The sequence below is a fragment of the Marinifilum flexuosum genome (assembly GCF_003610555.1).
GTDB lineage: Bacteria > Bacteroidota > Bacteroidia > Bacteroidales > Marinifilaceae > Marinifilum > Marinifilum flexuosum.
Genome location: NZ_RAPQ01000014.1, coordinates 51,596 through 75,779, shown reverse-complemented (window position 1 = coordinate 75,779; position 24,184 = coordinate 51,596). Strand labels below are relative to the sequence as shown.

The following is a 24,184-nucleotide window of genomic DNA, read 5'->3' as shown; positions in this document are numbered from 1 at the left end:
TGCTTTATAAAAGAACGGTTTTAAAGTTGTAAACTAATGTCAATTAAATATCGAATCCACTTTTGTAGGTTCTGGTATCAACTTTTGGTACCAGGCTTCCGCGAAATTGGATCTTACCACTTGATGTATTAGCATTTACATATGCATCGGCTGTATTGCCTGATGCATTAAGGGTAATTCTAACTTCCGCGTTTAGAGCTGCTCCCAATACATTAAATTTCAAAAACTGATTTCCATGTTTGTCTGTGGAATATTCTTTGTTGGAAACTCTTCCGTTAAGTGTTATACCTCCTAATCCATTGGGACCTCTATAACCCATAAAAGCCAATTGTAATACTGCTTTATCCTTATCTACAGAGATGAAATTCAAGTGGTCTGAAACCATTATTGTTTTCCCTCTTTTTCCATATAAAGTATTTGCTTCCAGTACAAAATCCAGATCTTTTAATGCTTGATAGGCTATTTTATGCATTTCGCTGTTATACATTTTTCTTTCGGCCTTTCGAGCCGCTCTTTTTTCTTTCCTAAGTTCTTTCTTTTCTTGCTTGGTTAATTCTTTTCCTTCTGCAAAACTTGAAAATGAGATTGCTCCCAATATTAAAATCGCTATTAATGTTAATGTATTTCGTTTCATAACTATTAAATAATATTTCTAACCCAAATAATTTTACTGCAGTCGATCACAGAATTGCAAGATGCGTGCCAATTAAATGTCAACAAATCTTAAAAAGATTGAAAATTAGTTATCTGATGAAATGCAAGGGCTTAGTTTAATTTGTGATGGGAGAGTTTTCCATTGGAGTTGAACTTCTCTCTTTGAGATCTTCTTTTATCACTTTTGGGACTAAAGCTTAAATAAAAAGCTACCCACAAAACGAACATGACAATGGCAACAGAGGTCGAGCGATTAAAGTAAATGCCTTTGAAATTATATAGAATTGCATCATTAGGATTATTAGGATCAAATAGTATGGTAAAATTTTTCCCAAGCGGGTATTCAACATTTTCCAATCCTTTTAATTGGTAGTTTTTACCTTTAACTTCATATTGAATGATGGAATAAATGGAATAGAGTTGCCCCATATTGTCCTTACTGGTTTTAATAACGATTCCTTCCGTTTTATCACCATTCAATAACAATCTCCAATTGCTGTAAATAGGAATAAGTAGTATTAAAGCAGTAATAATAAAGAATCGAAAACCTGTAATTTTCATGGATTAATGCAATTTCATTTTCCATAAATTTAATGAAAATTAGGAAATAAAAAAGGTCGTCAGTGAATGACGACCTTAGCTTTTTTTATGTGGTTTGAATTATTGTGGGTAATTCAAATTTTCTTCAGTAAGATTAGAAAGCACTTCTTTTCTGTACTTATCCGATTCCCATTTTGCAACTGTTAGATCGTGGCTTACATAGTTACCACATTCAATTTTGTTGGTTCCTGGTATCTCACCTTGGAAATCAGCCATAAAATCGAACATTTCTTTGGTAACATCAATAATATCTTCTGATTTTAGATCTCCATGGAAGATAATGTAAAATCCAGTTCTACATCCCATTGGGCCAAAGTAAACTGTTTTGTCTGCCCACTCTTTGCTGTTTCTTAAAAAGGTTGCACCAAGATGTTCCATGGTATGCATTGCAGGAATATCCATAGCAGGTTCCTGGTTGGCCAATTTGGTTCTGATGTCGAATGTTGTAATGGTTTCGTCACCAAACTGATCTTTTCTTGATACGTAAATTCCTCTTTTTAATTTATTGTGATCAACCGTAAAGCTATCTATCTTTTCCATATTCTTTTATTTAAACTATTTTGCTAATTCTTTGGTCATTTCAACAACCATATTTGCTGAGTTTACAGCAGCGGTTTCAACAAATTCTTCATACTCAACTGCATTCTCTTGTCCTGCAATATCCGAAATTGATCGGATAACAACAAAAGGAACTTTGAATTGAAAGCAAGTTTGAGCGATTGCAGCACCTTCCATTTCCACAGCTTCGGCAGATGGGAAGGTATCTTTAATATTTTTAGTGGCTTCAGGATTATTCATAAACTGATCGCCGGTAAGAATTGTTGCTGTCTTGGTTTTTACATCAATCAATTTGTGAATGCACTTATCAGCCAAATCGATTAATTTTTCATCAGCAACAAAGCTCGCAGGCATCCCAGGAACTTGACCGGTTTTGTATCCAAAAACAGTACAGTCCATGTCGTGATGAATCAATTCTTTCGAAATTACAATATCGCCAACTTTTAAATCACCAGGAAATCCTCCGGCTGCACCTGTGTTAATTACAAAATCAGGAGAGTAGTTATCGATCATGATTGCCGCACCAATTGCAGCATTTACTTTTCCAATGCCTGATTGTAACAGAACAATATCATTTCCGTTTAGCTTTCCAGTATAGAAAACAAAACCGCCTTTTTTTTGTTCATTTTTATCCGACAATAATGCTCGAAGTCTTACAACCTCAATTTCCATTGCCCCTATAATACCTATTTTCATGGATACAGTATAATGTTCAAAGTTTGAAGAATAAAGTTCTAATGCCTTTATTGTTCGATTTATTTAGAGCCCTCAAAGTTATAAACAATTCGTGTTTTTTTATCTTTTACCATTTAATAAAAGTAGATTTTGCTTGAAATTATGGACATTGTCGATAATTGGTTAGTGGTATTAGATAATTTAATTAAATTTAGGTTTGTAATTAAAAATAATTATTAAAGAATGACCTTAAAACAGCTTGAATATGCTTTGGCTTTGCAAAAACTAGGAGGATATGGTAAGGTGGCCAAGTTTATGGGAGTGTCGCAACCTGCGGTTAGCTTGCAAATACAAGCATTGGAAGATGAACTGGGAATAAAGCTTTTCGACAGAAGCAGAAAGCAGGTGGAACCCACCACAAATGGAAATCTTTTTCTGGAGAAAGCACAGTTGCTGATTACAGAATCGAAGCATTTGGAAGATTTTGCTGTGAATTTATCTGAAGACATTCAGGGAGAGCTTTGTTTGGGAATTATTCCAACCCTTGCGCCATATTTGGTGCCTTTGTTTGTGGATGAACTCAATCAGCGCTATCCGAAATTGAAACTCACCGTTAAGGAGATGATTACCGAAGAGGTTTTACAAGGAGTGAAAGATGGTAGTTTGCATGGAGGAATCATATCAACCCCAATTCAACTGAAGAGCAATTTGGAAGTTTGTTCGATTTTTTACGAGAAGTTCTATCTCTATGTATCTGATAAGCACGATTTGTTTGAAGAAGATGAAATTGGCATTGATGAGATAGATCATAACAGCATATGGATGCTTAAGGAAGGGAATTGTTTTATGGATCAGGTAAGCAATATCTGTTCTTTAAACAAAAAAGAGGAGAGTGAACTGGTTTATGAAAGCAATAATATAGATGCTTTGCGAAGAATTGTGGAATACAAAGGCGGAATTACTTTTGTTCCTGAACTGGCAACATTAATGATTCCTGCGGATCAGGAGGATTTGTTGAAAGAGATCAAAGGAAGTGATAAGGTAAGGGAGATTAGTTTGATTCAACTGAAAAGCGAGGTGAGAAAGAATCTTCTGACCTCTGTGATTGGTACCATTAAGGATTGTATTCCCAAGCAAATGCTGAATAAAGAGAATAAGGAAGTGGTTAAAACAAATTTTACAGAACAATGATTGCCAAGACATTTAAAACGCCATATTACGCTGTGATTTTCTCATCGGTAAGGGCAGAAGGAGACAATGGGTATTCGGAAATGGCTGATACAATGATAGATCTGGCTCAAACACAGGCAGGGTTCCTGGGAGTGGAATCGGCACGAAATGAATTGGGTATAACGGTTTCGTATTGGGAGGGTTTGGAGGCAATTAAGAAATGGCAGGAGCATCCGGCGCATAAAATTGCACAGAAACGAGGAAAGGAAGATTGGTATGAGAAATATGCCGTTCGGATCTGTAAGGTAGATTCGGATTACTTTTTTGAGAAATGAGGCTTACCTTCGAATTAAGCTGATGAGCCAAATTAAAACAACGGCCCCTAGTGTTGATGCGACCAGAACTCCAAAAAAGCCAGGCATGTTGATGTTGAGAAGATCCAAAATGCTTCCACCAATGAAGGCTCCGATGATTCCTACGATCATGTTGATGAGAAGTCCCTGGCCTTTTCCTTTAACAATGATGCTGCCCAGCCAGCCGGCAATGATTCCAATGATAATGAAGAGAATGTAGGTCATGTTGTTTTGTGTTGGTTTTTATTAAGATACGAAAAAATATGTGGTTTTTGTCTTCAAGCCAGACGGGCTGTTCTTTACGACTTTCTCGTCTATGGGTCCCAACAAATTTTTGAATGTCACTGTTGGTGCAATAAATAAACGTTGTTTAAACGGGTTTTGCCTGAAGGGCAAATATCTTAATGGCCTAGGGTAAAGGAGGTCACCTTGGGTTAATGTGTTTTAAATGGAATCGTCGCAACTGGGATTGTTGTTTTGTGTGTGTTGTTTGGTGCGATGGATAATGGATTGCTTTGTTTTCGAACTGTTAATTTTCTCTTAAATGAGTAGGGGTTTGTGAGTTTGATTTGCGATGGCTTGTTTTTTCATTAACTTCAGATGAGTATTAAGCTTAATGAAATTTGTAATGGAAAATAAGAAAGATATTCTACTAAATAATGACATCCTTGTAAACAAATCTCCAATTTTAAACGAGGGAAGGCCTGAGGAAAAGAGGGCGGAGATTTTAAAATATTTTCAAGTCACCTGGGAGTTGGATGATAGATTGTACGATAGCCTGAAAACAGAGGAGGCTTTCTACATGAGAGCTGATCCGCTTCGCCATCCATTGATATTTTACATTGGACATACGGCTACCTTTTACATTAACAAGTTGATTCTGGCGGGAATTCTAAACGAGAGGCTGAATCCCAAATTTGAATCGATGTTTGCGGTTGGTGTGGATGAAATGTCGTGGGACGATTTGAATGAACAGCATTACGACTGGCCTAAGCTGGAGGATGTGAAGCAATATCGCATGCAAGTGAGGCAAATCATCGAGAATCTGATTCTTGAACTTCCCCTGCAAATGCCTATCAACTGGGAATCTCAATTTTGGGTAATTTTAATGGGGATTGAGCATCAACGTATTCACATCGAGACATCATCGGTATTGATCAGGCAGCTGTCTATTGATGAGGTTCAACAAATTGATTTGTTTGAAAGCTGCACAGAGAGTGCTGTGGCTCCTGAAAATATATTGCAAAAAATAGAGGCAGGGAAGGTGAGCATTGGAAAGGATCGCGATGATGCCCTTTATGGTTGGGACAATGAATTTGGAAGCTTTACATCTGAAATCAAATCTTTTAATGCCTCGAAGTACTTGGTTTCGAATCAGGAGTTTAAAGCATTTGTGGATGATGATGGCTATGGAAACAAAAAATGGTGGACCGAAGAGGGCTGGAATTGGGTGCAATACAAGCAGTGCAGCTATCCGTTTTTTTGGTTGAAGGATGGAGAACATTGGAAGCTTCGTTTGATGAGTGAGGAGGTTGAAATGCCATGGAATTGGCCAGTGGAAGTAAATTATTTAGAGGCCAAGGCTTTTTGCAATTGGAAATCGGCGCAAGTGGGAAAGAAACTGAGAATGCCGACCGAAGCGGAGTATTACCGTCTTTACGATAGGGTGCAAATTCCGGATCAACCGGAATGGGAGCAAGCGCCTGGAAACATCAATCTGGAGTATTATGCATCACCATGCCCTGTAGATCAATTCGAAGCGGCTGGTTTTTACGATGTGGTGGGGAATGTGTGGCAATGGACCGAAATGCCGATTTCAGGTTTAGATGGTTTTGAGGTGCATCCTTTCTATGATGATTTTTCGACTCCTACTTTTGATGCCAAGCACAACCTGATAAAAGGAGGATCGTGGATTTCAACGGGGAATCTTGCGATTCGGGATTCGCGGTACGCATTTCGTCGTCACTTCTTTCAGCATGCCGGGTTCCGATATATCGAATCGGAAGAGGAGGTAGAAATCAAATCGGATTATTATGAAACGGATGAGTTGGTATCGCAATATTGTGAGTTCCAGTACGGACAAAAATACTTTGGAGTAGAAAATTATGCGCTTTCGTGTATTGGTTTGATCAAAAGTCATATAAAGGATGTAAAGAGAAGTAATGCTTTGGATTTGGGATGTGCAACCGGACGCATGACCTTCGAACTGGCAAAGTATTTCGACCATGTTACGGGACTTGATTTTTCAGCTCGTTTCATCCGAATTGGTACGCAGCTTAAAGAGAGCGGGAAATTAAATTACATCCGACAAGAGGAGGGGCAACTGAATTCGTACCAGGAGTTTAAATTGAGTGATTTTGGTTTGGACCAATATCGAGATAAGGTAGAGTTTTATCAAGCCGATGCTTGTAACTTGAAGACTTTGTATTCGGGTTACGACTTGGTTTTTGCAGGAAACTTGCTGGACAGACTTTATGATCCGAAGAAATTCCTGAAAGAGATTGCCAAAAGAATCAATAAGGATGGTTTGTTGGTATTGACTTCACCGTATACCTGGTTAGAGGAGTTTACAGAAGTTGAAAACTGGATTGGTGGCTTCAGAAAAGATGGTGAGCCTTACTCTACGCTTCTGGGCTTGAAGGATATCTTATCTGATCAGTTTGAAATGGTGGAAGAACCCAAAGATGTGCCTTTCGTGATAAGGGAAACATCGCGTAAGTTTCAGCATACGGTAGCGGAAATAACGGTTTGGAGAAAGAAATAATTATTCTTTGAGTATTGGTTTTGCCTGAAGGGCAAAGAACATATAGCCCAGGGGAAGGGAGTGATAATGACGGCCGCCCTGGGTTAATGTGTTTTAAATGGAATCGTCGCAATTGGGAATGTTGTTTTGTGTGGTGTGTTTATTGCGACGGTAATGTGATTTGTTTTTGTCTTCAAGCCAGACGGGCTCTTACTTTTTTATTCATTCATAATTTTCATGGGTATTCATGAGCTCGCATAGCTCGGTTCCTTAGATGAGAAAAGTAAGCAAAAGAATCAAGCCAATCGGATACTGCTCGCCATTCCATGGTTACGGTGTGCCCCGACTCGCGTCCGATTGGCGGCTCCCGATCGAGAATTATCTTTTTATTTGATATTTTTATTGCTTTTGCCTGAAGGGTAAAGATCATATAGCCCAGGGGAAGGGAGTGATAATGACGGCCGCCCTGGGTTAATGTGTTTTAAATGGAATCGTCGCAATTGGGAATGTTGTTTTGTGTGGTGTGTTTATTGCGACGGTAATGTGATTTGTTTTTGTCTTCAAGCCAGACGGGCTCTTACTTTTTTATTCATTCATAATTTTCATGGGTATTCATGAGCTCGCATAGCTCGGTTCCTTAGATGAGAAAAGTAAGCAAAAAGGTCAAGCCAATCGGATACTGCTCGCCCTTCCATGGTTACGGTGTTCCCCGACTCGCGTCCGATTGGCGGCTCCCGATTGAGAATTATCTTTTTATTTGATAAATGCCCGAAGGTGACATTAAAGTTTGTAAAGAGGGTGCAAATGCTATGTTTATCATTTTTAGAGCTTAGCTTATTCATTTACAAATTATTTTACTGAAAAAGCCAAGGGGATGCCTTGGCTTTACAATTATTAATTTTAATATCAGTAAGGATATTTGCTTTATGCTGGATGCGGAACCGGTTGTGGCTGCATCTCTACTTTAATGTTAAGGTATTGGTTGCTGTAACGACGAATGGTAATCATTGTAGTTTCGAAATTGATGTTTTCTATCTTAAGCGTGAATTCACCTTCAGGGAAATTCTTGAACGTGAAGTTTCCTTTCTCGGTGATTTTGGTTTGCATTTCGTTCTCAACAACACTTACCTTACCATAGGAAACGGCCGATCCTGTTACCTTGTCTACAATAAATCCCCGTACATCGATGTGGGAGGTGTTAGCCTTTTGTAGTTTGCGAGCGCTAAAGTAGGCATTTACCATATCGGGATGAGAAACACGATAGCTTTCGATAGACCAGTCGAGCTTTTCTTTCAGAAAGATATCGGTAGTTCGAATCAAGTCTTCAAACTCCTTTTTGTTGAGCTTATTCTGTTCTTTGATGCGAATTCTCTCTGCATTTTTGTCCTCGATATCATCTATGCACTTCTTGTATGCAGTGATGAATTCGGCTGTAATAGAGTAGTTGGCCAATTCGGTTTGGTTTTCAAGTGCCAAATCGTGCAATTGTCCTGCAGCATCGAGACGTATGCTTTGAGAGGTTCTTAATAATTTTTCCTGTATGGTATCCAGCTTATTGATCAGCTCCTGGTTGTTGGTATCGTTGGCGAAACGTATTAGCGCTACGATTACCAGCTTGGAATTGTCTGAAAGTTCTTCGAACAATTCTCGCTTTGCCTTGGTGATCCACTGTGTTGGCTCATTCAAATCGTTACGTAATGTGCGCAATCTGGTATGATAGCCTGTAAATACCATGATTTGAGCTTTTGTAGATTCATCGGTTTCGAATACCGATTGGTTGTCGTTCAACGCCTCTTCGAGGTGTTGATAGCTTGCTAGCTTACTTGATTGTCTTGCGATCATTTATTTAAAATTTGTCCAATAAGTGATCTGTTGTTTTTAGCACTTACCGGAAATTAAGAAAGTAAATTGGTATTCAACTCACAAAAGTGTGAGGAGGGTAGTAGTTTGATACAGTTGCCTGTATCCTTATGGAAGCAGTGGTTGCCTAAGGTTTAAAGGGAGAATATATATGGAATGCCAGTTCCGATTTGCAAATTAGATATGCCTGAACTTCGTGTAAGGCTAGTTGTAAACTGATTAAGAGCATCTGTACTAACATTAAAAGGATCAATTGTATTATTTAATGGATCTGTACCACGATGAAGGGGACTGATTTACAAGTTAAGAGTACCTGGATTCCCTGTAAATGTGCTTGTATACTGATCAGGATTATCTGTAGTAAAAGCAAGAGTACCAATTGTTAGATCATATGGATCTGTACAATGATGAAGCAGGCGGATTTACAAATTCATTGGATTTGGACCATGTGTAAGTGTACCTGTAAACTGATTAAGGGTATCTGGAGTACCGTTAAGAGGACTAATTGTCAGATTAAATGGATCTGGACAATGATGAAGAGGACTGATTGTCAGGTTAAGTGTACCTGTAGCACGTGTAAGTGTACTTGTAAATTGATTTAATGTATCTAAAACATGAGTAAGAGGTCTAAATGACTGTGTAATTTGTTTTGGATCAATTTTAAATTGATCTGTCAGTCATGTAAGGGGTCGCAATTAATTATGCATTCATTTCCTTCTCACAAATCCTTCTCTTGTTCTTCGCTAATGCAGTAAATTGATAATATATATCGTATTGTTTAGCTAAACTCATATCGAATGTATGAAAGAATAATTAACAATACAAAATAAATTTGGAGTGTGAGGTTTTAAAAGGTTGAGATGTTTAACCTGCATTTATTGAATTTACTGCTGTTCTAGATAATATTAAGAAAACTTAAACAAATGCTGTTTAGAATCATTCAAAATATGATAATTGATGGATTGGGTGTGTTTTTACCAAAAATGAACTCTTGGTCATCCTAAAGTTCAATTAATCATGATGAAAGTGTATTTGGTTGGTGTGAATGTATTTTCTCTGTTTGTCAACTTACTTGTTGTTTTTTGTATTTTGTTTGCAATTAGGGGGCGTTTGTGGGTATTTTAATTGGGATTGTTTTGGATTGATTTGGTTTAACTGGATAATTTGAATGGGCAATAGATTTGTGAGTGAAATTAGTTGAGCATAAGTTTTGAATTGAGGGTGGGGTTTGGTAGATTTGGGGGAGTTCGGCAGTTTTGAGAAAAGAAAATCTAGAAAGGATTTGTTCCTTGCACGAACAAAAGGGATATGAGAATATACCGAAGGAAAGGTGCATGATGCTGACCGATTTGGTATTTGTTTTCAGCTTTTTAAGTTGAGATGAGAAAAATAAGTGCGCTGGTGCACATTTTAGAAGTTAGTGTCTATGTTAATAAAGAATCACAATGGAAAAAGACAAACGATTAGCATTGTTAATAGGAATCTCTGATTATCAATTTGCCTCAAAATTGAAAAACCCTGTAAATGATGCTATCTCTATGGACAATGTTTTGTCAAAATTGGGGTTTGAAACAGTTGTGCTTAAGAATCCTACTTATAAAGAGCTTAAACTGGCACTTAATGAGTTTGGTGAGAATCTTAATGAATATGACTCTGGTTTATTTTATTATGCAGGACATGGAATACAAGTAAAAGGATTAAATTATTTAATTCCAACTGATGCAAATCCTTTAAGTGAGAATCAAGTTGAATTTGATTGTATTAATGCGAATCAGATTCTTTCTTTAATGAGTGATTCAATAAATGAAACTAATTTTATCATACTTGATGCATGTAGAAATAATCCATTTGAAAGGTCTTGGAATCGGTCACAAACAGTTGAAGGATTATCATATATGAGTGCACCATATGGAACTTTAATAGCATATTCAACAGCTCCAGATAAAACTGCATCTGACGGTGAAGGAGAGAATGGTCTTTATACTTCTGTTCTAATCGATGAAATTCTTACACCAAATCTAACGATAATACAAGTGCTGCAAAACGTTAGAAATAAACTAATTAGATTGTCTGGCGGACAGCAAGTACCGTGGGAATCGACGTCATTACTAAATGACTACGTTTTTAATGACGATAGATATATTTCGATTTCAACATTCTGTCAAGCTATTTTATATAATCACGAAAGAGATGTAGTACTAAATCAGCTTAAATTAAAACTGTGGGATATTCAAAAAATAACAAAGCTTGGAATTCCAATTTCAAAAGAAGATAAAGAAGCTGGTGTTATTGAAGTTTACTATAAAAATAAAGTGAATTATTTTGAGACCTTTAAGGAGTTAGAAATTCACATATATGAAAATGGTGAACGTGATTACAACCTTTTCACCACTACTCGTGATGCAAATCAAGTGCAATTTATTTACAATAGTTTATGTAAAAAGCTTGGAGGTGGTAATTACGACGATGAGAGACGTAAACCTTTTTTTGATTTAAATAATATCAAAAGAATTGCCAAAGGAAAATCGAAAGTTATATCAGAACAATGCTTTAATATGTGGTATTTTGATAATGTGTCATTCCATCTCAATTATCTAGTTTCACCTAAAAGACAATTAGTTTTTAAGGTAAATATCAAACCACTCAAACAAATAATAGAAAAATCAATTGCGGAACTTATTGTGAATGATTTTTATGACTTGTTACCATATGCTTTAAAAGAATATCCAGAAGGCGAGTATGAAGGTAAATTTATTGACCATCATATCATCTTAGAAAAACCAGAGTTTGATTTTTTTGACAAAGCAGTGGTAAGAATTTTTACCTCAACAAAAGAGTCTAAGTCTACAAGTAGTGTGTTTTTAAGTAGTTCCAAAATAAATAACCCGAGTGTTACTGTATTAAATAATCTTGTATTTAAACTCACCTCAATTTATGGAACTGATAGGGCAGGAGAAGGATATTTATCTGGTATTGAAGAACAAGACATAAAAGAAGATTACTATTGGACTGGAAGAAGTTGGGATTTAAACATTCAACATCAAATATACGATATGGATAGCAATGGAGAGGAAATGCTTTATGGGATCCATCTAAATTATGACAAAGAGGATAAAGGAATTGAGCTAGATATTATCGGGTATGAAAGACTATTGGATTATTCAAATAAATAAAATACGAAACGCTAACATTTTGTTTAAAGAATGATAGGCAATGTAGTAAATATCATGGTTTGTAGCCCACTCAAACTGCATTGGGATTCGATAGAAAAATACCACGCAATTTGCCACTACTTATACAATTTACCGTTGGCAAACATTAAAAACACAACCTAATAAAAACAATAGATTTAAAATAAATGACAGAAAAAAAAGTAGTTAGTTGCCCAAAGTGTTCAAAGAAAGTTAACGTACCAACTGGTAAACGTGTGAAATTCACATGTCCTTCTTGCAACGAAGAACTAGAATATAACGATAGACTAGAGTGTGATATACAGGATAAATCAGAAAATGAGACAATTATTGAGGAGAACAAAAATGGTATAGGTTGTTTCGGACATGTTGTTCTGCTTTTAATAGCCTTAGTTATAGCTATTCCTTTAGTCGTTGGTTATTACCAATATCTAATGTGGATACCTATTGAATCGATAGAGACCAGAATGATTGTGATTGCTATTATTTTTGCTTTAGTATTATACTTCATTGTTTATAAGTTTAAAAGGTTTGCATTTGGTTTATTAGTTTTCATGCTTTTGAAAATGGGATATAATCAATATTTTAACAAAAGAGGATTAACTTATGAGAAAGCTTTTAGAAGTTATTTATCATTAGTAGAAAAGAAATTTGAGAACAATCCAAATCTGATTAAGGATGTTAATGAAGCTATTGTTTTAAGTGTCGAAAGTGACTTAGTAAGTTCAGTTGACTATAATAGTTCTGAAATTAAACAGTTTTCGAATAAGGCATCGATTGAATATTTTTCTGAGAATGAAGATGAATTGTTTAAAAACTATGGAGATATTATAAGGTATTTTTCTGTATTTAAAACAATTAATGGTTCATGGAAATATGTTTCAGACCCATCAGAGGTAGAGCATTACGCAAAAGCTTCCGAAAGTTTAAATTCAATGGCTGGAGATTGTGATGACTATTCAATTTTAATGTCAGCGTGTATAAAAGCAGTAGGTGGAAAAACAAGGATAGTTTGGGTTGAACAACACGCTTTTCCTGTGGTTCTTGTTGCTGAAAATAAATACGATTTCAATTTGAAAGTTAAACCTCTTTTAAATAAGCTTTTCACTGATATTTATGACGATGATTTTGGTGTAGTACAAAATGAAGATGGTATTTGGTTAAGTTTTGACTATACAAAAAATTACCCAGGAGGACCATTTATTAACAAAGACGTGATTAAACTAATTAAAATATAAAGCTTGCCTATAATGTATATAACCAATATGCCTGCCGCAGGTGCAACAAAGGCATACTGTGCATATACGCAGTGTTAGTCCTAATCAGAAAACATGGGATTATTCGATTTATTTAAAAAACAGAAGTTAGCACATCGCGACTTGGAGATTCGTTATGAATTGTCTGATTCGAATTCGGATGAGCTGAAGGAAATAGAGATTGGAAATATTCATTTGCCTACAGGTAGAATTATAGCAAGCGATCCTTTTTTTACTCATAGCATAAAGCCGTTTTCTCGTACGGTTCATCCGGGTACATATCCTGTGTGTATTTATATTGCTGAAGTTGAACCTGAACATTACAGAGTGGCTTTTGCTAAAATTAAGTTCCGAGCAGAGAAAGCTACAAGCTGGATACTTGCTGTGACTGATGATATGAAGATTGATGATTTAAGCAGTATAAAGGATGGTGAATACTTTGGCTTTCCTGTTGATGCTGGCTTGGCTTGTTTTCTTGATGAGGAAACCAATGTAAGGTATCTGAATAAGATGGATGAGTTCTATGAAAAGAATCCGGATCAAAACTATTACGATGATTTATTGGCTCAGGAGTTTGAGAAGTACTCTGCTTCGCATCAATATTCAAGAGATTTAGGAGATTGGAACAACCATGTTCTTAGCGGTGAATCAGAAATGAATGTTATGATGTTTGCATCAGGTTGGGGTGATGGTTACTATCCAACTTATTGGGGGTATAATGACCAAAAAGAAACAGTTGAGCTTTGCATCGACTTTTTAATTGATTTGGATGAAGAAGAGTAGTTGTTTGATTTTGTGTTGGGAAAATACCTCAACCCCCAGCCCCTTCTCCTCGAGGAGAAGGGGAGTTGACCGCAACAAATTGAGTTAGGGTTAGAAGGGGATGAGATGTTAAAGTGGCATGAGAAGAGTGCTTTGTGATTTTATTGCAAAGAGGGTTGTGAGTAATAAGGCACAGGTTTTAACCGAGCAGAATGATTGAAAATAATTAGCATATGAATTTTACGAAACAAGTTTACACGATTTTATTTTTGTTTGTATCCGTTATTGCATATTCGCAAGAAGTGCCGATTGTGGCTGTTGATGGATATTTTATCAATCTATCGAAAGAAGAATTCCTGAAAGATTTTAATGAAAGTGATATTGTAGAAAGCTTTTTTATTGAACCAGATTCGGCTTGTGTGTTCATGGGCGATTATGGCAAGGGGGGATTGTATGTGATTCAAACAAGATTGCCTAAGAAAGTGATTATGAAACAAGTTTTTCCTATTCTTTATTTTAAAGCCAATCCTGATGTGTTTATTAATGATAAAGCAAGTGGACCAAATGGTTTTAATGCTGTTAATCCAGAATTGGTTGATTCAATAATTGTTGTTCCTCCGCTTAAAGCAGTGATGAAGCATGGCATGAAAAAAGTTGGAGGAATGATTAGAATCTATGCAAAGGAATGAGCTAATGTTTATGTCAGAGTTTGAAGGAATATTCACCGCTAATTAAAAAAACAGATATCACAAATGGATAAGAAGTATAAAGATTTTGAAGCTGATATAAAGGGAAAGCATTCGTTTGCTTTTACGCCGAAGTATAAAGAAGAGTTTAGGATAGGGATAAAAGCAAGGGTTTTTGTTGAGATTGCGAAAATGGCTTTTGAAGCTTTGGACTGGGAGCTTGTTTATTTTGATGACCATCAGATTGAAGCCAAAAGGGCTAATAGCTTTGGAAGTTCGACACATAGTATTGTTGCCAAAGCCAATCATTCGGGCGAAGTAGAGGTAAAGAGTGAATCGCTTGGGAATGAAATGTGGGATATGGGTAAAAACTCAAAAAGAGTGAAGCTGTTTATTTTCGCCTTTAATGAAGTTTTGAAAGACTACGATGCTGACAAACTTGTTGAGCTTGAGAAAGAGGTTGAGAGAAAGGACAATTGGGATGATTATGAAGTGCCTGAATCTTTGCCTGTTCCTGAAAAATACAAAGAGCCACAGTTATGGGTGCCTTTGCTTGGAGTTGGTGTTGTATCGTTATTCCTGGCATTTGTGATTGCGCTGTTGTCGCTTGAAGGAATGTACGTGATCTTTTTATTTGAATTGGGCGTGGGCGTTAGTCTTGCATTTGTTTTGAAGCTTTTAATGAAACAGGGTAATTATACTGATTGGGGCAAAATTAAATATGTGTTGATCGGTGGGATTGTTCTTACCTTTTTGATGAATCAGGTGTTTCAGTATCAGCTTGTACTGACAAGGTATGGAAATGATCCGATTGGATTCTTTGAATTTATAAAATTGCGCATGGAACAAGGTTTAACAATCAAAAGTATGAATGTTGGTGCTATTGGTCTTGTTGTTTCGTGGGCTATTCAGATTGGCCTATCATACTTGATTGGATTTTTAAGAACAGTTGCTGCTATCGTAAACATTTCTATCGAGAGAGTACCTGTTGAGGTGATTGATTATGCAATGTATCATTTTGTGAAAGGAAAAAATGAACTGGCTGTAAAGCATGAATTGTCGAAAATGGGCTGGAAAAGTGATTTGGAACAAGAAATGGTGATGGAGGCGATTGGCGGAATTCAAGGCGGACAAGAATATAGACGAAATTTAAGCTAAAATATGATACCATACATTAAAAAGTATGCCATTTTATTGGTGTCTGCGTTGATTCTATCTCATTTATTGCCCAACGTTATAATGACGATTTGGCCAGATCTATTGTCAAGGGAATTGCCAGGGGGAATAGTGAAAAGTTTAGGAACGGGATTCTTGTTTTCGACAATAGAGTATTTAATCAATATTGCCTTTGTGGTTTTGTTGTATAAGGAAATGAAAAAAGAAAATATCAAATCCATTCCTATTCTGGTATTGACTTTCTTTTCATCCTTAATGGGAGTGTTGTTCTTTCTGTTTGTTGTGGCCTATGAGAAAATGGGTTTGGTTAAATATAATCGTTATGAGTAAGTTATTGAAAGTATTGAATAAGTATATCATTTTATTAATCATTTCATCTCTATTTGTAATACCGTGGATCTATGTTAATGTTTTCATATTGGATTCTTTAGATCGTGCAACTTATGACTTGCTTCAAAGCATTCCTAATTTCGTTAATTATTTAATTCGCCTGATTGTGATTGTTTTGTTGATTGTAGACTTTAGAAAGGAGAATTTGAAGCATGTGGTCTTGGCTTGTGTTGCTGCACTGTTTTATCCGCTCTTGGGTGTTGTAGTATTTGCTCTTTTGATGTTGGAGAAAGAGAAAGTAATAAGGAGAAAGTAATAAGGAGAAAGTAATAAGGAGAAAGGAGAAGGGGAGGTAACTGCAAGAATTTGAGTAATGGGATGAGTTGATAATTTTAAATAGAATGAAATATAATTTAATGCTAATGGTTTTGTTGTGTTATTCTGCTGTAGGTATTGCACAATTGAAAGTGGAGAAGGTTTATCGTAAGCAAAATGCTTATAATCGAATGACATCATCCTTTCCTGTTTTTGGGGCTTCGGAAGATTCAAAGGTGTCGAATGCTGTTAATCAGTTTCTTCAGATGAATAGACTTGGTCTGCTTGTTGGGAAAGAGAAAGAGCATGTGTTTGAAAAGGATTGGCCACAAGAAGATCGTTTTCATGGGAGGCAATCGGTTGATTATAGAATTATTGAGAATAATAAGGCGTTCTTGTCAGTTGAATTGAATGAAGAGTTTATGGGGGCTTATAGCTCTTATTCTACTGATCATGAGAATTTTGATTTGCGCAATGGAGAGGTGGTTTATCTGCCGGATCTTTTTACTGTAGATGGTTATGAAATTTTTAAGAAGATGATCAATAATGAGAGGAAGTTGAGTCTTCAGGCTGCTATTGCATCTTCTTACCAGGGGATTTCGGAAATCTATAAAGAAATTCAAGCATCAAATGATGAAAGCTTAATTGAGAGTTTAAAAAGTGATCTTGAAGACTCTTATGATGAAGTTTCCATTTATGAGGATTGTATAAAGACAATTGAAGAATATAGCTTCTCAAAAGAGTTTTGTTTAAAGAAAGAGGAGTTGGTTGTTTATCGTGGAAGATGTTCGAACCATGCCATGAGAGCCTTGGATGCTATTGGAGATTTTGAAAATACAATGAAATATTCACTGATTAAGCCGCTTTTGTCGAAGTATGGTTTGAATCTTCTTTTCGATGAAAAGCCTGGGGATTTTGAAACGCATTACTCTGATAAAATATTCTACGGTCATATTGCTGGAAAGTATCCTATTACATTGGTGCTTGATAAGTATTCGGATGAATATGTGAGTGGGGTTTATTTGTACAATAATGTAGGCAGAACAATTCACTTGAGCGGAGAAGCGAAAGATAATGGGCTTGTTTTAAGTGAGTACAATGAGAATGATGATAATACAGGAGAGTTTAGTTTAAGTGTATCGGATGACAACAAAAGTATTGTAGGGGTTTGGACCAATACTGAAGGAAAATCCTTAAAGGTTGAATTGAAGAGAAGGGAATAAGGAGAAAGGAAGAAATGCAAAAAGTGAAGCAATTGAATAAAATTCCATTTGGATTAAAAGTGAAGACATTGTTTTCAGGAAAGTTGGTTACAATGGGATTGTTTGTATTATTTGTACCAACGATCATATTAATGGCTTTTTTGCCTAGTGTTGATTTTCAAGATTCAAAGTATGATGCTGAATCGGTATCTGAAACAAAAGGAGTTGTGTTGGCTGTGCAGGAAACGAATTCTTCGCTGAATGGTAAAAGGGCTTTGAAATACAAGTATGAGTTTTACCTAGAGGATGCTAGAGTTACAGGAGAATCGTTTGGCTACGAAGAATCGATTGGTGTGGGGGATACGGTTGCTGTTGTGTATGTAAAGGATGAGTTGGATATATCAAGAATTAATGGAACAAAGAATGGTGCTTTTGGAATTGATATTATCAGTCTTTTGTTTGTTTTGATAGCGCCTGGTTTTGTGATTGTTAGTGTTCCAATCTATAAAAAGGTGATGTTGTTAAAAACGCTAAAGTCTGGATTCAAAATACTACCTGCAAAGATTCAGTCGGAGATTAAGTTACCAAGTTTTCAGATTGGAAATTCTAAATCATTTTACCGATTACAGTATTCTTATGAAGTTTCGGGTTCTGTCTACACGAAAGAGCTTTATGCGATTCAGGATGAATATAGTATGAGTAGGATTCGTATGAGTACTATGCTTGTTGATTCGCATAATCATACCCAGGCAGTTGTTCTTGAGGATTTGCCGATTAGAATGAGAGATTATATTGTTGAGAAAAGTGCAATGGGTACCAGTTAACATGAAGTTGATGGATGAGGGATGTTTTGAGCTTAAGTTTCAGCTCCTTGGTTCTGATATTTCACGGTTTTAAATGGCTGCAAATAAAATTGATACGATAGGAATTATAATTTGAATAAATACGAAAAGAGCTTCAGTAATGAAGCTCTTTTTTTGTAATGTATTAAAAGGATTGTGATTTATCAAAAGATGTGTTGGTGTTTATTTAAAATGATTCTTACAAGAGTTTAAACTAAAAGTTTAGTTTATAATATTTATATTAGTGGTAGGATACCGTTGAGTGAAGGGAAAAGGGGTGAGGGTATCGAGAGTTGAACTAAAAACAGATTGGTATGAAGATGAACTGGAAAAGGAAGATTGTATTGCTGGCTTTGATAATGATTAATTGTATTTGTATTGTTTTTGCAAAAGATACAGGCAAAGGAGAATCGCCTTACTTTGTTGTGCTTACCGGAGAGGGAGAGCTTGCTAGATTGCCCTTGAAATCTACGAAAGTAGATGTGAATGTATCGGGGGTAATTGCCGACGTAAATGTAAAGCAAATCTATACAAATACAGGGAAGTCGACCATTGAAGCCATTTATGTTTTTCCGGCATCAACGCGAGCTGCGGTTTATGATATGGAGATGAGCATTGGTGATAGAAAGATCAGGGCAAAGATAGAGGAGAAGAAGAAGGCCAGAAAGATGTACGATAAAGCAAAGAAGAAGGGGAAAACAGCATCCTTGCTAGAAGAAGAGCGTGCCAATGTTTTTAAAATGAGTGTGGCCAATATTGTGCCTGGAGCTACTGTTGAGGTAGACATGTCGTATACAGAGTTGCTTGTTCCTACCGATAAGGTTTATGAGTTTGTATATCCTACAGTTGTTGGTCCCAGATATGTTAGTAAGGAAGAGTATCGATCCGGAAACAAGAGCAATTGGAATGGTAATCCTTATTTAAAGGAGGGTGTTGAACCAAGATCGAGACTTGATTTGAAAGTGAATTTGAATGCTGGTATTGCAATTCAAAGTGTACTTTGTGAAACGCACGAAAATAAAGTTGGATATACAGGAAAGAGCAGCGCAAGTATTACAATGGCTGATCCATATGGTGGTGATCGGGATTTTATATTGCAGTACAAATTGGCTGGTGAGCAGATTGAAACGGGCGTGTTGGTATATGACAATGCCGAAGGAGAAAAGTTCTTTCTGGCCATGTTGCAACCACCAGCAAGGGTAAAGTCTGAAAATATACCTGCGCGTGAGTATATTTTTATTGTAGATGTATCGGGTTCGATGAATGGTTTTCCATTGGATATTTCTAAGGAGTTGATGCGAAACCTGCTAGGGGGATTGAGACCAAGCGATCTGTTCAATATCGTATTTTTTGCGGGTGGCTCGCAGACCTATGCTAAAGAATCCTTGCCTGTTACACAAGAAAACATTGAGAAGGCTATCCATTTTATGGACAATAGTAATGGATATGGAGGGACCGAGTTGTTAAATGCATTGCAGACCGCAATGGGTATGAATCGGAAAGATGATTTTGCCCGTTCGTTTGTGATTTTGACTGATGGCTATGTTAGTGTGGAAAAGCAAACCTACGATTACATTCGTCAGAATTTGGGGAATGCTAACTTTTTCTCTTTTGGAATTGGAAGCGGTGTGAATCGATACATTATTGAAGGCATGGCGCATGTGGGCTATGGGGAACCATTTGTTGCCATAAACGAAAAGGAGGCAAAGTCTGTAGCAGAAAAGTTTCAAAAATATATTTCGCAGCCGGTTCTGACCAATGTCACTTATCGATTTGATGGTTTTAATGCTTATGATGTTATGCCTGAGGTGGTGCCGGATCTGTTTGCAGAGCGTCCTATTGTGATCTCGGGAAAGTACAGAGGAAGTGCCAAAGGAAAGTTGATTGTTAATGGAGTAAGTGGAGGAAAAGCCATTTCCCAATCCATAGAGATTAAGAATGATAAGAGTGAAAACAGAGCTTTAAAATATCTTTGGGCAAGGGAGAAAATTCGCCTTCTGGGGGATTATAATAATTTGGGTAAAGATGGTTGGAGTAATAATGTTAACAGGGATAGCTTAAAAAGAGTAATTACAGATCTGGGCTTGAAATATAATCTTTTAACCGAATACACTTCGTTTATTGCAGTCGATACCATTGTCTCGAATAAAGGAGGGAAACAAAACAGTGTGAAACAACCTATTCCACTTCCTCAAGGTGTTTCTAATTCAGCTATTGGAGGAATGACCAAACCTGGTGTAAAAGGTGCCGCTTTAGAGGATTGTTTAGAGATTGAGGATTCAGATGCAGATGAAGAGTATGTGGTTGAGATGAAAGAGGTGTATGAAGAAGAGGAGGAGGAAGATGAGGATTTGCCATTTGTGCTGGTTGAAGATATGCCGTCCTTTCCTGGAGGAATTGCTGCTCTGACCAAGTATTTAAATGAAAATGTAAAATATCCTGAAGCAGCTCGTAAAAATGGGATTCAAGGAAGAGTGTTCGTGAATTTCGTGATTGATACAGATGGAAGTGTTGTAGATGTGAAAATTGTAAGAGGAGTTCATGCCTTGCTTGATGCAGAAGCCTTACGTGTTATAAAGGCAATGCCCAAATGGAAAGCAGGTAAACAAAGAGGAAAGCCTGTAAGAGTAAGCTACACATTGCCGATTGAATTTAAGCTTGGAAGTTGATCGGTCTTCAGGCTCTAGTTAGAGGTGATTGATTAAAGGCATAGGATGTTTATCAAGTTTAGAAGATAAAGAATAGGAAGAGTCTCCGAATAAGGAGGCTCTTTTTTATTGTTCTGGGGATTGGATGTGGAGAATTTAATTAGCAATAGATGTGTTACTGTTTACTAATTTAAAATGAATCTATAGGGAAATGGATTAGAAGTATAATTAATGTTATTTAAATTAGTGGGGATTTATGTAATGCTAAAATGTTATAGCTGTTGTTTTGTGTGCTGTGTTATTGTATATCAGGATGCTTAATTGTTGAAAATCAAAAGAAATTAGATATGTTTTTAAGAGGAAAAGTAACAGTAGATCCGGAGCAATTGACTCACATCAAGGTTGAGAAGCCTGAGGGAAGTTTCAGGAAGCTGTTTTACCATATTACAGGCGGAAAAGTTGGAGATAAGAAAGAGATTGAAACTTTAAAAGCCATTTCGATCATACAGCAGATGCATTCCACATTTGCATGCATGGGAATTGATAATGTGATTCGAATTAATCATGATGATATCGAGATCTATTTCGATACCAAAGGAGAGAAAGCTGATTTGGATTTTGCCATGGACAAGTACTCCATTGAGATTGATGAGACCATGTCGAAATACTTTGATTCTTTGTGGATGGTGTTGGAGCACGAAGATGAGGAGTTTAAGTATTTGATTGAGATTAGTGTGAATCGAAACCACAAGGTAAATGAATATCCTATTGAGATTATTGTAAGTGGATTGTTGAAGGAGTTTGGTGATTTGAAGGGTGAACAGCTGAAAAATAAGCTGAATGGCGTGTTTAAGAATCAAAAGCGTTACGACCGCTATATCAATGATAGCAAGCAGAAGTTTGATTCATTCTTAAACAACATGAGTTTTGAGTTGCAAAAGCGAATTCGAGTGGATGATGTGAAGATTCAATCGACCAACCGATTGATTGTTCAGAAAGTGCAGGCGAAAAAGAGCAGAGAAGAGGCTAAGCCATCAAGTTATGCGGGAACTCCTTATGCATACTATGGATTTAGTGATTTCTTGTTGTACTCTGTGCTGTGGTCGGAGCTTTGTTTTGACCGAAATATTCATGTTTCTGATGCGGAAATCATTAATGAAGATGGGCATTTGTTTGGTGAGATTGGAGAATCGGGAATGGATGCTGTCGAAGGAAGCATTTTTGATAAGGATGTAAGCATTGAAGACTTATCGGCTTCTGATGGAAGTACTTTGCTTGAAGGTGATTCGTTTTTGGATACCAGTGATAGTGGTGTGTTTGAATCGGCATTTGAATCGGACAGCGGTGGCTGGTTTGATTCTGTTTCGGATGGTGGATTTGATTTTGATTTTTAAAATGAAGCATATGGAAAATACGATTGAGATAGAATTGAGCAAGAAAAAATTGCTTTTTCTCTTATTGGGTTCGGCGGTATTTGTAGCCTTGGGGATTTTATTTGTTCTAAATCCAGCAAGCATTCAGAGTGACCTGTTTGGTAATCTAGAGTTCATTCGAATTGTGGGTGTAGTTTCGCTTGTATTCTTCGGATTGTGCTTTGTGTATATCGCAACAAAATTATTCGACAGCAAAGTTGGTCTACGTATCTATGAAAATGGAATAATAGATAATTCAAATGCAACAAGTGTTGGGTTGATAGATTGGGAAGACATTACAGATATTAAAACGATACAAATTGCATCGAATAAAATTTTATTAGTTGAAACCAGTAAACCTGAAAAGTATATTGAACGTGCCAAGAATGGATTAATAAGTAGAGCCATGAAGGCAAACTATAAAATGTATGGTACGCCGATTTTGATTACTTCCAATTCGTTAAAAATTAAGTACGATGATTTGGAAAAATTACTGATGGAAGAGTTTGGGAAAAGAGTAAAGTAAATTAGATCTATATGGAATATAATGAGTCATTAGATTAATTTAAATAAAATGGAATACTATTTTCTATATACCTATTTTGATTTGCTCAAGCCGCATGGCTCATCCTTTTCTCACCGATGGGAAAGGATGCAAAAGATCTAGGGTATTGGAATAACTCAATAAAAGTAGAGGTAAATCAAAGGGTATCTATTATAATTCTTACGGAGCCCATTTTCTTAGAGTGTTGTGTAAATTATTAATGAATGAAAAGACTTGTATTTATAATTGTTGCTATTGTTTTACTATTAAATAATGCTAATGGACAGAAATTTGCTGAGTTTAAATGGGTAAACGATAGTGTTTCGGGAAGGTATATTGAGAAATTGGCTATTCTGTTGCCTGTGCAGATTGAAAATTTGCCAAATCGATTTTTAATGCAGTTGGATCTTGGTTCCACTCAGTCGGTAATTAGGGGCAATACCATTGGTAGCTTTTATCAGAAGTATCCTGATTTAAAGAGGAAGTTGGATACCATTAATTTGTGCAAGTTTCATATGCGTGAATACCCTCAAATCAACAATTTGGATATAAAGATAGGTGACGTATTTGATTGCAATGTGAATGCAGCAAGCTTGCAAGGCTATGGAGTGAAGGTTCCAGTAGATTCGCTCAGTCCTGAAGTTGAAATATTGATTGGCAGTATTGGAACAGATGTTCTGAAGGATAAGGTGTTGGTTATCGATTATCCGAACAGTAGAATGAGTATAACTGATGCTTCGGAAATGAATGCCTCAGATTATTCATTTATCCCTTTTCAGTTTTTAAAGGAAAATGAAGACAACAGGTTATTGTTACCATTTACTGCGAATGGACAGGAGTTGAGAGTGATGTTTGATACTGGAGCAAGTATGTTTCAATTGTCAGCACCCGAGAAGAATGCCAAAATGATTTGCGATAGCCAGGCTGTTGATTCATTATTAATCAATTCTTGGGGTGAGAAGAAAAAAATCATTGGTTTGGAATCCAATGTTGAGTTGAGATTTGGGGAGAAAGTATTGCCTCAGCTTAAGGTGTACTATGATCCGTCGAACAAGTATGATTTTTTCTATGAATCGAACAATGTGTTTGGTTTGACTGGCAATGCTCTCTTTCTAAGTGATGTAGTCGTGATTGATTATCAGAACAAGAGGTTTGGAATTAAGAAGAACACACATTAAAGATCCTTTCTTGTGTAAAGTGTATTAAA

Annotated in this window: 22 protein-coding genes; 16 read left to right on the top strand and 6 right to left on the bottom strand. The window is 36.4% G+C overall.

Features of this window, described 5'->3' with window-relative positions:
* Positions 1-43: 43 nt before the first annotated feature.
* The 4 genes from BXY64_RS20565 to BXY64_RS20550 form a co-directional block, all read right to left on the bottom strand.
* Positions 44-634, bottom strand: coding sequence for a DUF4251 domain-containing protein (locus BXY64_RS20565; RefSeq protein WP_120241845.1), 591 nt, complete (start codon positions 632-634; stop codon positions 44-46).
* Positions 635-765: 131 nt separating this feature from the next.
* Complete coding sequence (locus BXY64_RS20560; protein ID WP_120241844.1) at positions 766-1,215, bottom strand: DUF3592 domain-containing protein; 450 nt, start codon at positions 1,213-1,215, stop codon at positions 766-768.
* 99 nt (positions 1,216-1,314) lie between these two features.
* Positions 1,315-1,794, bottom strand: a complete 480-nt coding sequence (locus BXY64_RS20555; protein ID WP_120241843.1) for an S-ribosylhomocysteine lyase — start codon at positions 1,792-1,794, stop codon at positions 1,315-1,317.
* Positions 1,795-1,809: 15 nt separating this feature from the next.
* Positions 1,810-2,508 carry a 5'-methylthioadenosine/adenosylhomocysteine nucleosidase gene (locus tag BXY64_RS20550; RefSeq protein WP_120241842.1) on the bottom strand — a complete coding sequence of 233 codons (699 nt, stop codon included), beginning with the start codon at positions 2,506-2,508 and terminating at the stop codon, positions 1,810-1,812.
* Between the two features lie 222 nt (positions 2,509-2,730).
* Between BXY64_RS20550 and BXY64_RS20545 the strand changes: the two genes are divergently transcribed.
* Together BXY64_RS20545 and BXY64_RS20540 are read left to right on the top strand one after the other, a co-directional pair.
* On the top strand, positions 2,731-3,678 hold the full coding sequence (locus BXY64_RS20545; protein ID WP_120241841.1) for a hydrogen peroxide-inducible genes activator: 948 nt from the start codon (positions 2,731-2,733) through the stop codon (positions 3,676-3,678).
* Positions 3,675-3,992 carry an antibiotic biosynthesis monooxygenase family protein gene (locus tag BXY64_RS20540; RefSeq protein WP_120241840.1) on the top strand — a complete coding sequence of 106 codons (318 nt, stop codon included), beginning with the start codon at positions 3,675-3,677 and terminating at the stop codon, positions 3,990-3,992. Before BXY64_RS20545 ends, BXY64_RS20540 begins: the two co-directional genes overlap by 4 nt.
* 3 nt (positions 3,993-3,995) lie before the next feature.
* On the opposite strand, the gene BXY64_RS20535 is transcribed toward BXY64_RS20540, so the two are convergent.
* Complete coding sequence (locus tag BXY64_RS20535) at positions 3,996-4,235, bottom strand: GlsB/YeaQ/YmgE family stress response membrane protein (RefSeq protein ID WP_120241839.1); 240 nt, start codon at positions 4,233-4,235, stop codon at positions 3,996-3,998.
* A gap of 403 nt (positions 4,236-4,638) precedes the next feature.
* Here BXY64_RS20535 and ovoA point away from each other — a divergent pair, with 403 nt between their 5' ends.
* The gene (gene ovoA, locus BXY64_RS20530) at positions 4,639-6,774 is read left to right on the top strand and encodes a 5-histidylcysteine sulfoxide synthase (RefSeq protein ID WP_120241875.1); all 2,136 of its coding nucleotides are present in this window, start codon (positions 4,639-4,641) and stop codon (positions 6,772-6,774) included.
* A 903-nt stretch (positions 6,775-7,677) separates the two neighbouring features.
* On the opposite strand, the gene BXY64_RS20525 is transcribed toward ovoA, so the two are convergent.
* Positions 7,678-8,595, bottom strand: coding sequence for a carboxypeptidase-like regulatory domain-containing protein (locus tag BXY64_RS20525; RefSeq protein WP_120241838.1), 918 nt, complete (start codon positions 8,593-8,595; stop codon positions 7,678-7,680).
* A 1,463-nt stretch (positions 8,596-10,058) separates the two neighbouring features.
* Between BXY64_RS20525 and BXY64_RS20520 the strand changes: the two genes are divergently transcribed.
* The 13 genes from BXY64_RS20520 to BXY64_RS20460 all read left to right on the top strand — a co-directional run bounded on the left by BXY64_RS20520 (position 10,059) and on the right by BXY64_RS20460 (position 24,155).
* Positions 10,059-11,786: a caspase family protein gene (locus BXY64_RS20520; RefSeq protein WP_120241837.1), complete on the top strand. Its 1,728-nt coding sequence runs from the start codon at positions 10,059-10,061 to the stop codon at positions 11,784-11,786.
* Between the two features lie 185 nt (positions 11,787-11,971).
* Entirely contained in the window at positions 11,972-13,042 is a 1,071-nt protein-coding gene (locus tag BXY64_RS20515) for a transglutaminase domain-containing protein (protein ID WP_120241836.1), read from the top strand.
* 93 nt (positions 13,043-13,135) lie between these two features.
* Positions 13,136-13,843: a DUF4241 domain-containing protein gene (locus BXY64_RS20510; RefSeq protein WP_120241835.1), complete on the top strand. Its 708-nt coding sequence runs from the start codon at positions 13,136-13,138 to the stop codon at positions 13,841-13,843.
* Between the two features lie 212 nt (positions 13,844-14,055).
* Entirely contained in the window at positions 14,056-14,511 is a 456-nt protein-coding gene (locus BXY64_RS20505; RefSeq protein WP_120241834.1) for a hypothetical protein, read from the top strand.
* A 63-nt stretch (positions 14,512-14,574) separates the two neighbouring features.
* Entirely contained in the window at positions 14,575-15,666 is a 1,092-nt protein-coding gene (locus BXY64_RS20500; protein ID WP_120241833.1) for a hypothetical protein, read from the top strand.
* A 3-nt stretch (positions 15,667-15,669) separates the two neighbouring features.
* Positions 15,670-16,014 (top strand): hypothetical protein, encoded by a 345-nt coding sequence (locus tag BXY64_RS20495; RefSeq protein WP_147376064.1) that lies wholly within the window; start codon positions 15,670-15,672, stop codon positions 16,012-16,014.
* The gene (locus BXY64_RS20490) at positions 16,007-16,330 is read left to right on the top strand and encodes a hypothetical protein (RefSeq protein ID WP_120241831.1); all 324 of its coding nucleotides are present in this window, start codon (positions 16,007-16,009) and stop codon (positions 16,328-16,330) included. The genes BXY64_RS20495 and BXY64_RS20490 overlap by 8 nt, the downstream gene beginning before the upstream one ends.
* Before the next feature lie 85 nt (positions 16,331-16,415).
* Positions 16,416-17,552: a hypothetical protein gene (locus BXY64_RS20485; protein WP_120241830.1), complete on the top strand. Its 1,137-nt coding sequence runs from the start codon at positions 16,416-16,418 to the stop codon at positions 17,550-17,552.
* Between the two features lie 32 nt (positions 17,553-17,584).
* Positions 17,585-18,355: a hypothetical protein gene (locus tag BXY64_RS20480; RefSeq protein ID WP_147376063.1), complete on the top strand. Its 771-nt coding sequence runs from the start codon at positions 17,585-17,587 to the stop codon at positions 18,353-18,355.
* A 332-nt stretch (positions 18,356-18,687) separates the two neighbouring features.
* Entirely contained in the window at positions 18,688-21,042 is a 2,355-nt protein-coding gene (locus tag BXY64_RS20475; protein WP_120241828.1) for a TonB family protein, read from the top strand.
* 326 nt (positions 21,043-21,368) lie between these two features.
* Positions 21,369-22,415, top strand: coding sequence for a hypothetical protein (locus tag BXY64_RS20470; RefSeq protein ID WP_120241827.1), 1,047 nt, complete (start codon positions 21,369-21,371; stop codon positions 22,413-22,415).
* A 10-nt stretch (positions 22,416-22,425) separates the two neighbouring features.
* Complete coding sequence (locus tag BXY64_RS20465) at positions 22,426-22,959, top strand: STM3941 family protein (RefSeq protein ID WP_120241874.1); 534 nt, start codon at positions 22,426-22,428, stop codon at positions 22,957-22,959.
* Between the two features lie 242 nt (positions 22,960-23,201).
* Positions 23,202-24,155 carry a hypothetical protein gene (locus tag BXY64_RS20460; RefSeq protein WP_120241826.1) on the top strand — a complete coding sequence of 318 codons (954 nt, stop codon included), beginning with the start codon at positions 23,202-23,204 and terminating at the stop codon, positions 24,153-24,155.
* Positions 24,156-24,184 lie beyond the last annotated feature (29 nt).

Excerpts from the sequence above, each read along its gene's own strand:
- BXY64_RS20545 (WP_120241841.1), top strand. The coding sequence starts at position 2,731 with ATGACCTTAAAACAGCTTGAATATGCTTTGGCTTTGCAAAAACTAGGA.
- BXY64_RS20525 (WP_120241838.1), bottom strand. The coding sequence starts at position 8,595 with ATGATCGCAAGACAATCAAGTAAGCTAGCAAGCTATCAACACCTCGAA.
- BXY64_RS20490 (WP_120241831.1), top strand. The coding sequence starts at position 16,007 with ATGAGTAAGTTATTGAAAGTATTGAATAAGTATATCATTTTATTAATC.
- BXY64_RS20470 (WP_120241827.1), top strand. The coding sequence starts at position 21,369 with ATGTTTTTAAGAGGAAAAGTAACAGTAGATCCGGAGCAATTGACTCAC.
- BXY64_RS20535 (WP_120241839.1), bottom strand. The coding sequence starts at position 4,235 with ATGACCTACATTCTCTTCATTATCATTGGAATCATTGCCGGCTGGCTG.
- BXY64_RS20495 (WP_147376064.1), top strand. The coding sequence starts at position 15,670 with ATGATACCATACATTAAAAAGTATGCCATTTTATTGGTGTCTGCGTTG.
- BXY64_RS20520 (WP_120241837.1), top strand. The coding sequence starts at position 10,059 with ATGGAAAAAGACAAACGATTAGCATTGTTAATAGGAATCTCTGATTAT.
- BXY64_RS20465 (WP_120241874.1), top strand. The coding sequence starts at position 22,426 with ATGGAAAATACGATTGAGATAGAATTGAGCAAGAAAAAATTGCTTTTT.
- BXY64_RS20515 (WP_120241836.1), top strand. The coding sequence starts at position 11,972 with ATGACAGAAAAAAAAGTAGTTAGTTGCCCAAAGTGTTCAAAGAAAGTT.
- BXY64_RS20505 (WP_120241834.1), top strand. The coding sequence starts at position 14,056 with ATGAATTTTACGAAACAAGTTTACACGATTTTATTTTTGTTTGTATCC.
- BXY64_RS20560 (WP_120241844.1), bottom strand. The coding sequence starts at position 1,215 with ATGAAAATTACAGGTTTTCGATTCTTTATTATTACTGCTTTAATACTA.
- BXY64_RS20540 (WP_120241840.1), top strand. The coding sequence starts at position 3,675 with ATGATTGCCAAGACATTTAAAACGCCATATTACGCTGTGATTTTCTCA.
- BXY64_RS20510 (WP_120241835.1), top strand. The coding sequence starts at position 13,136 with ATGGGATTATTCGATTTATTTAAAAAACAGAAGTTAGCACATCGCGAC.
- BXY64_RS20475 (WP_120241828.1), top strand. The coding sequence starts at position 18,688 with ATGAAGATGAACTGGAAAAGGAAGATTGTATTGCTGGCTTTGATAATG.
- BXY64_RS20485 (WP_120241830.1), top strand. The coding sequence starts at position 16,416 with ATGAAATATAATTTAATGCTAATGGTTTTGTTGTGTTATTCTGCTGTA.
- BXY64_RS20500 (WP_120241833.1), top strand. The coding sequence starts at position 14,575 with ATGGATAAGAAGTATAAAGATTTTGAAGCTGATATAAAGGGAAAGCAT.
- BXY64_RS20555 (WP_120241843.1), bottom strand. The coding sequence starts at position 1,794 with ATGGAAAAGATAGATAGCTTTACGGTTGATCACAATAAATTAAAAAGA.
- ovoA (WP_120241875.1), top strand. The coding sequence starts at position 4,639 with ATGGAAAATAAGAAAGATATTCTACTAAATAATGACATCCTTGTAAAC.
- BXY64_RS20550 (WP_120241842.1), bottom strand. The coding sequence starts at position 2,508 with ATGAAAATAGGTATTATAGGGGCAATGGAAATTGAGGTTGTAAGACTT.
- BXY64_RS20565 (WP_120241845.1), bottom strand. The coding sequence starts at position 634 with ATGAAACGAAATACATTAACATTAATAGCGATTTTAATATTGGGAGCA.
- BXY64_RS20460 (WP_120241826.1), top strand. The coding sequence starts at position 23,202 with ATGAAAAGACTTGTATTTATAATTGTTGCTATTGTTTTACTATTAAAT.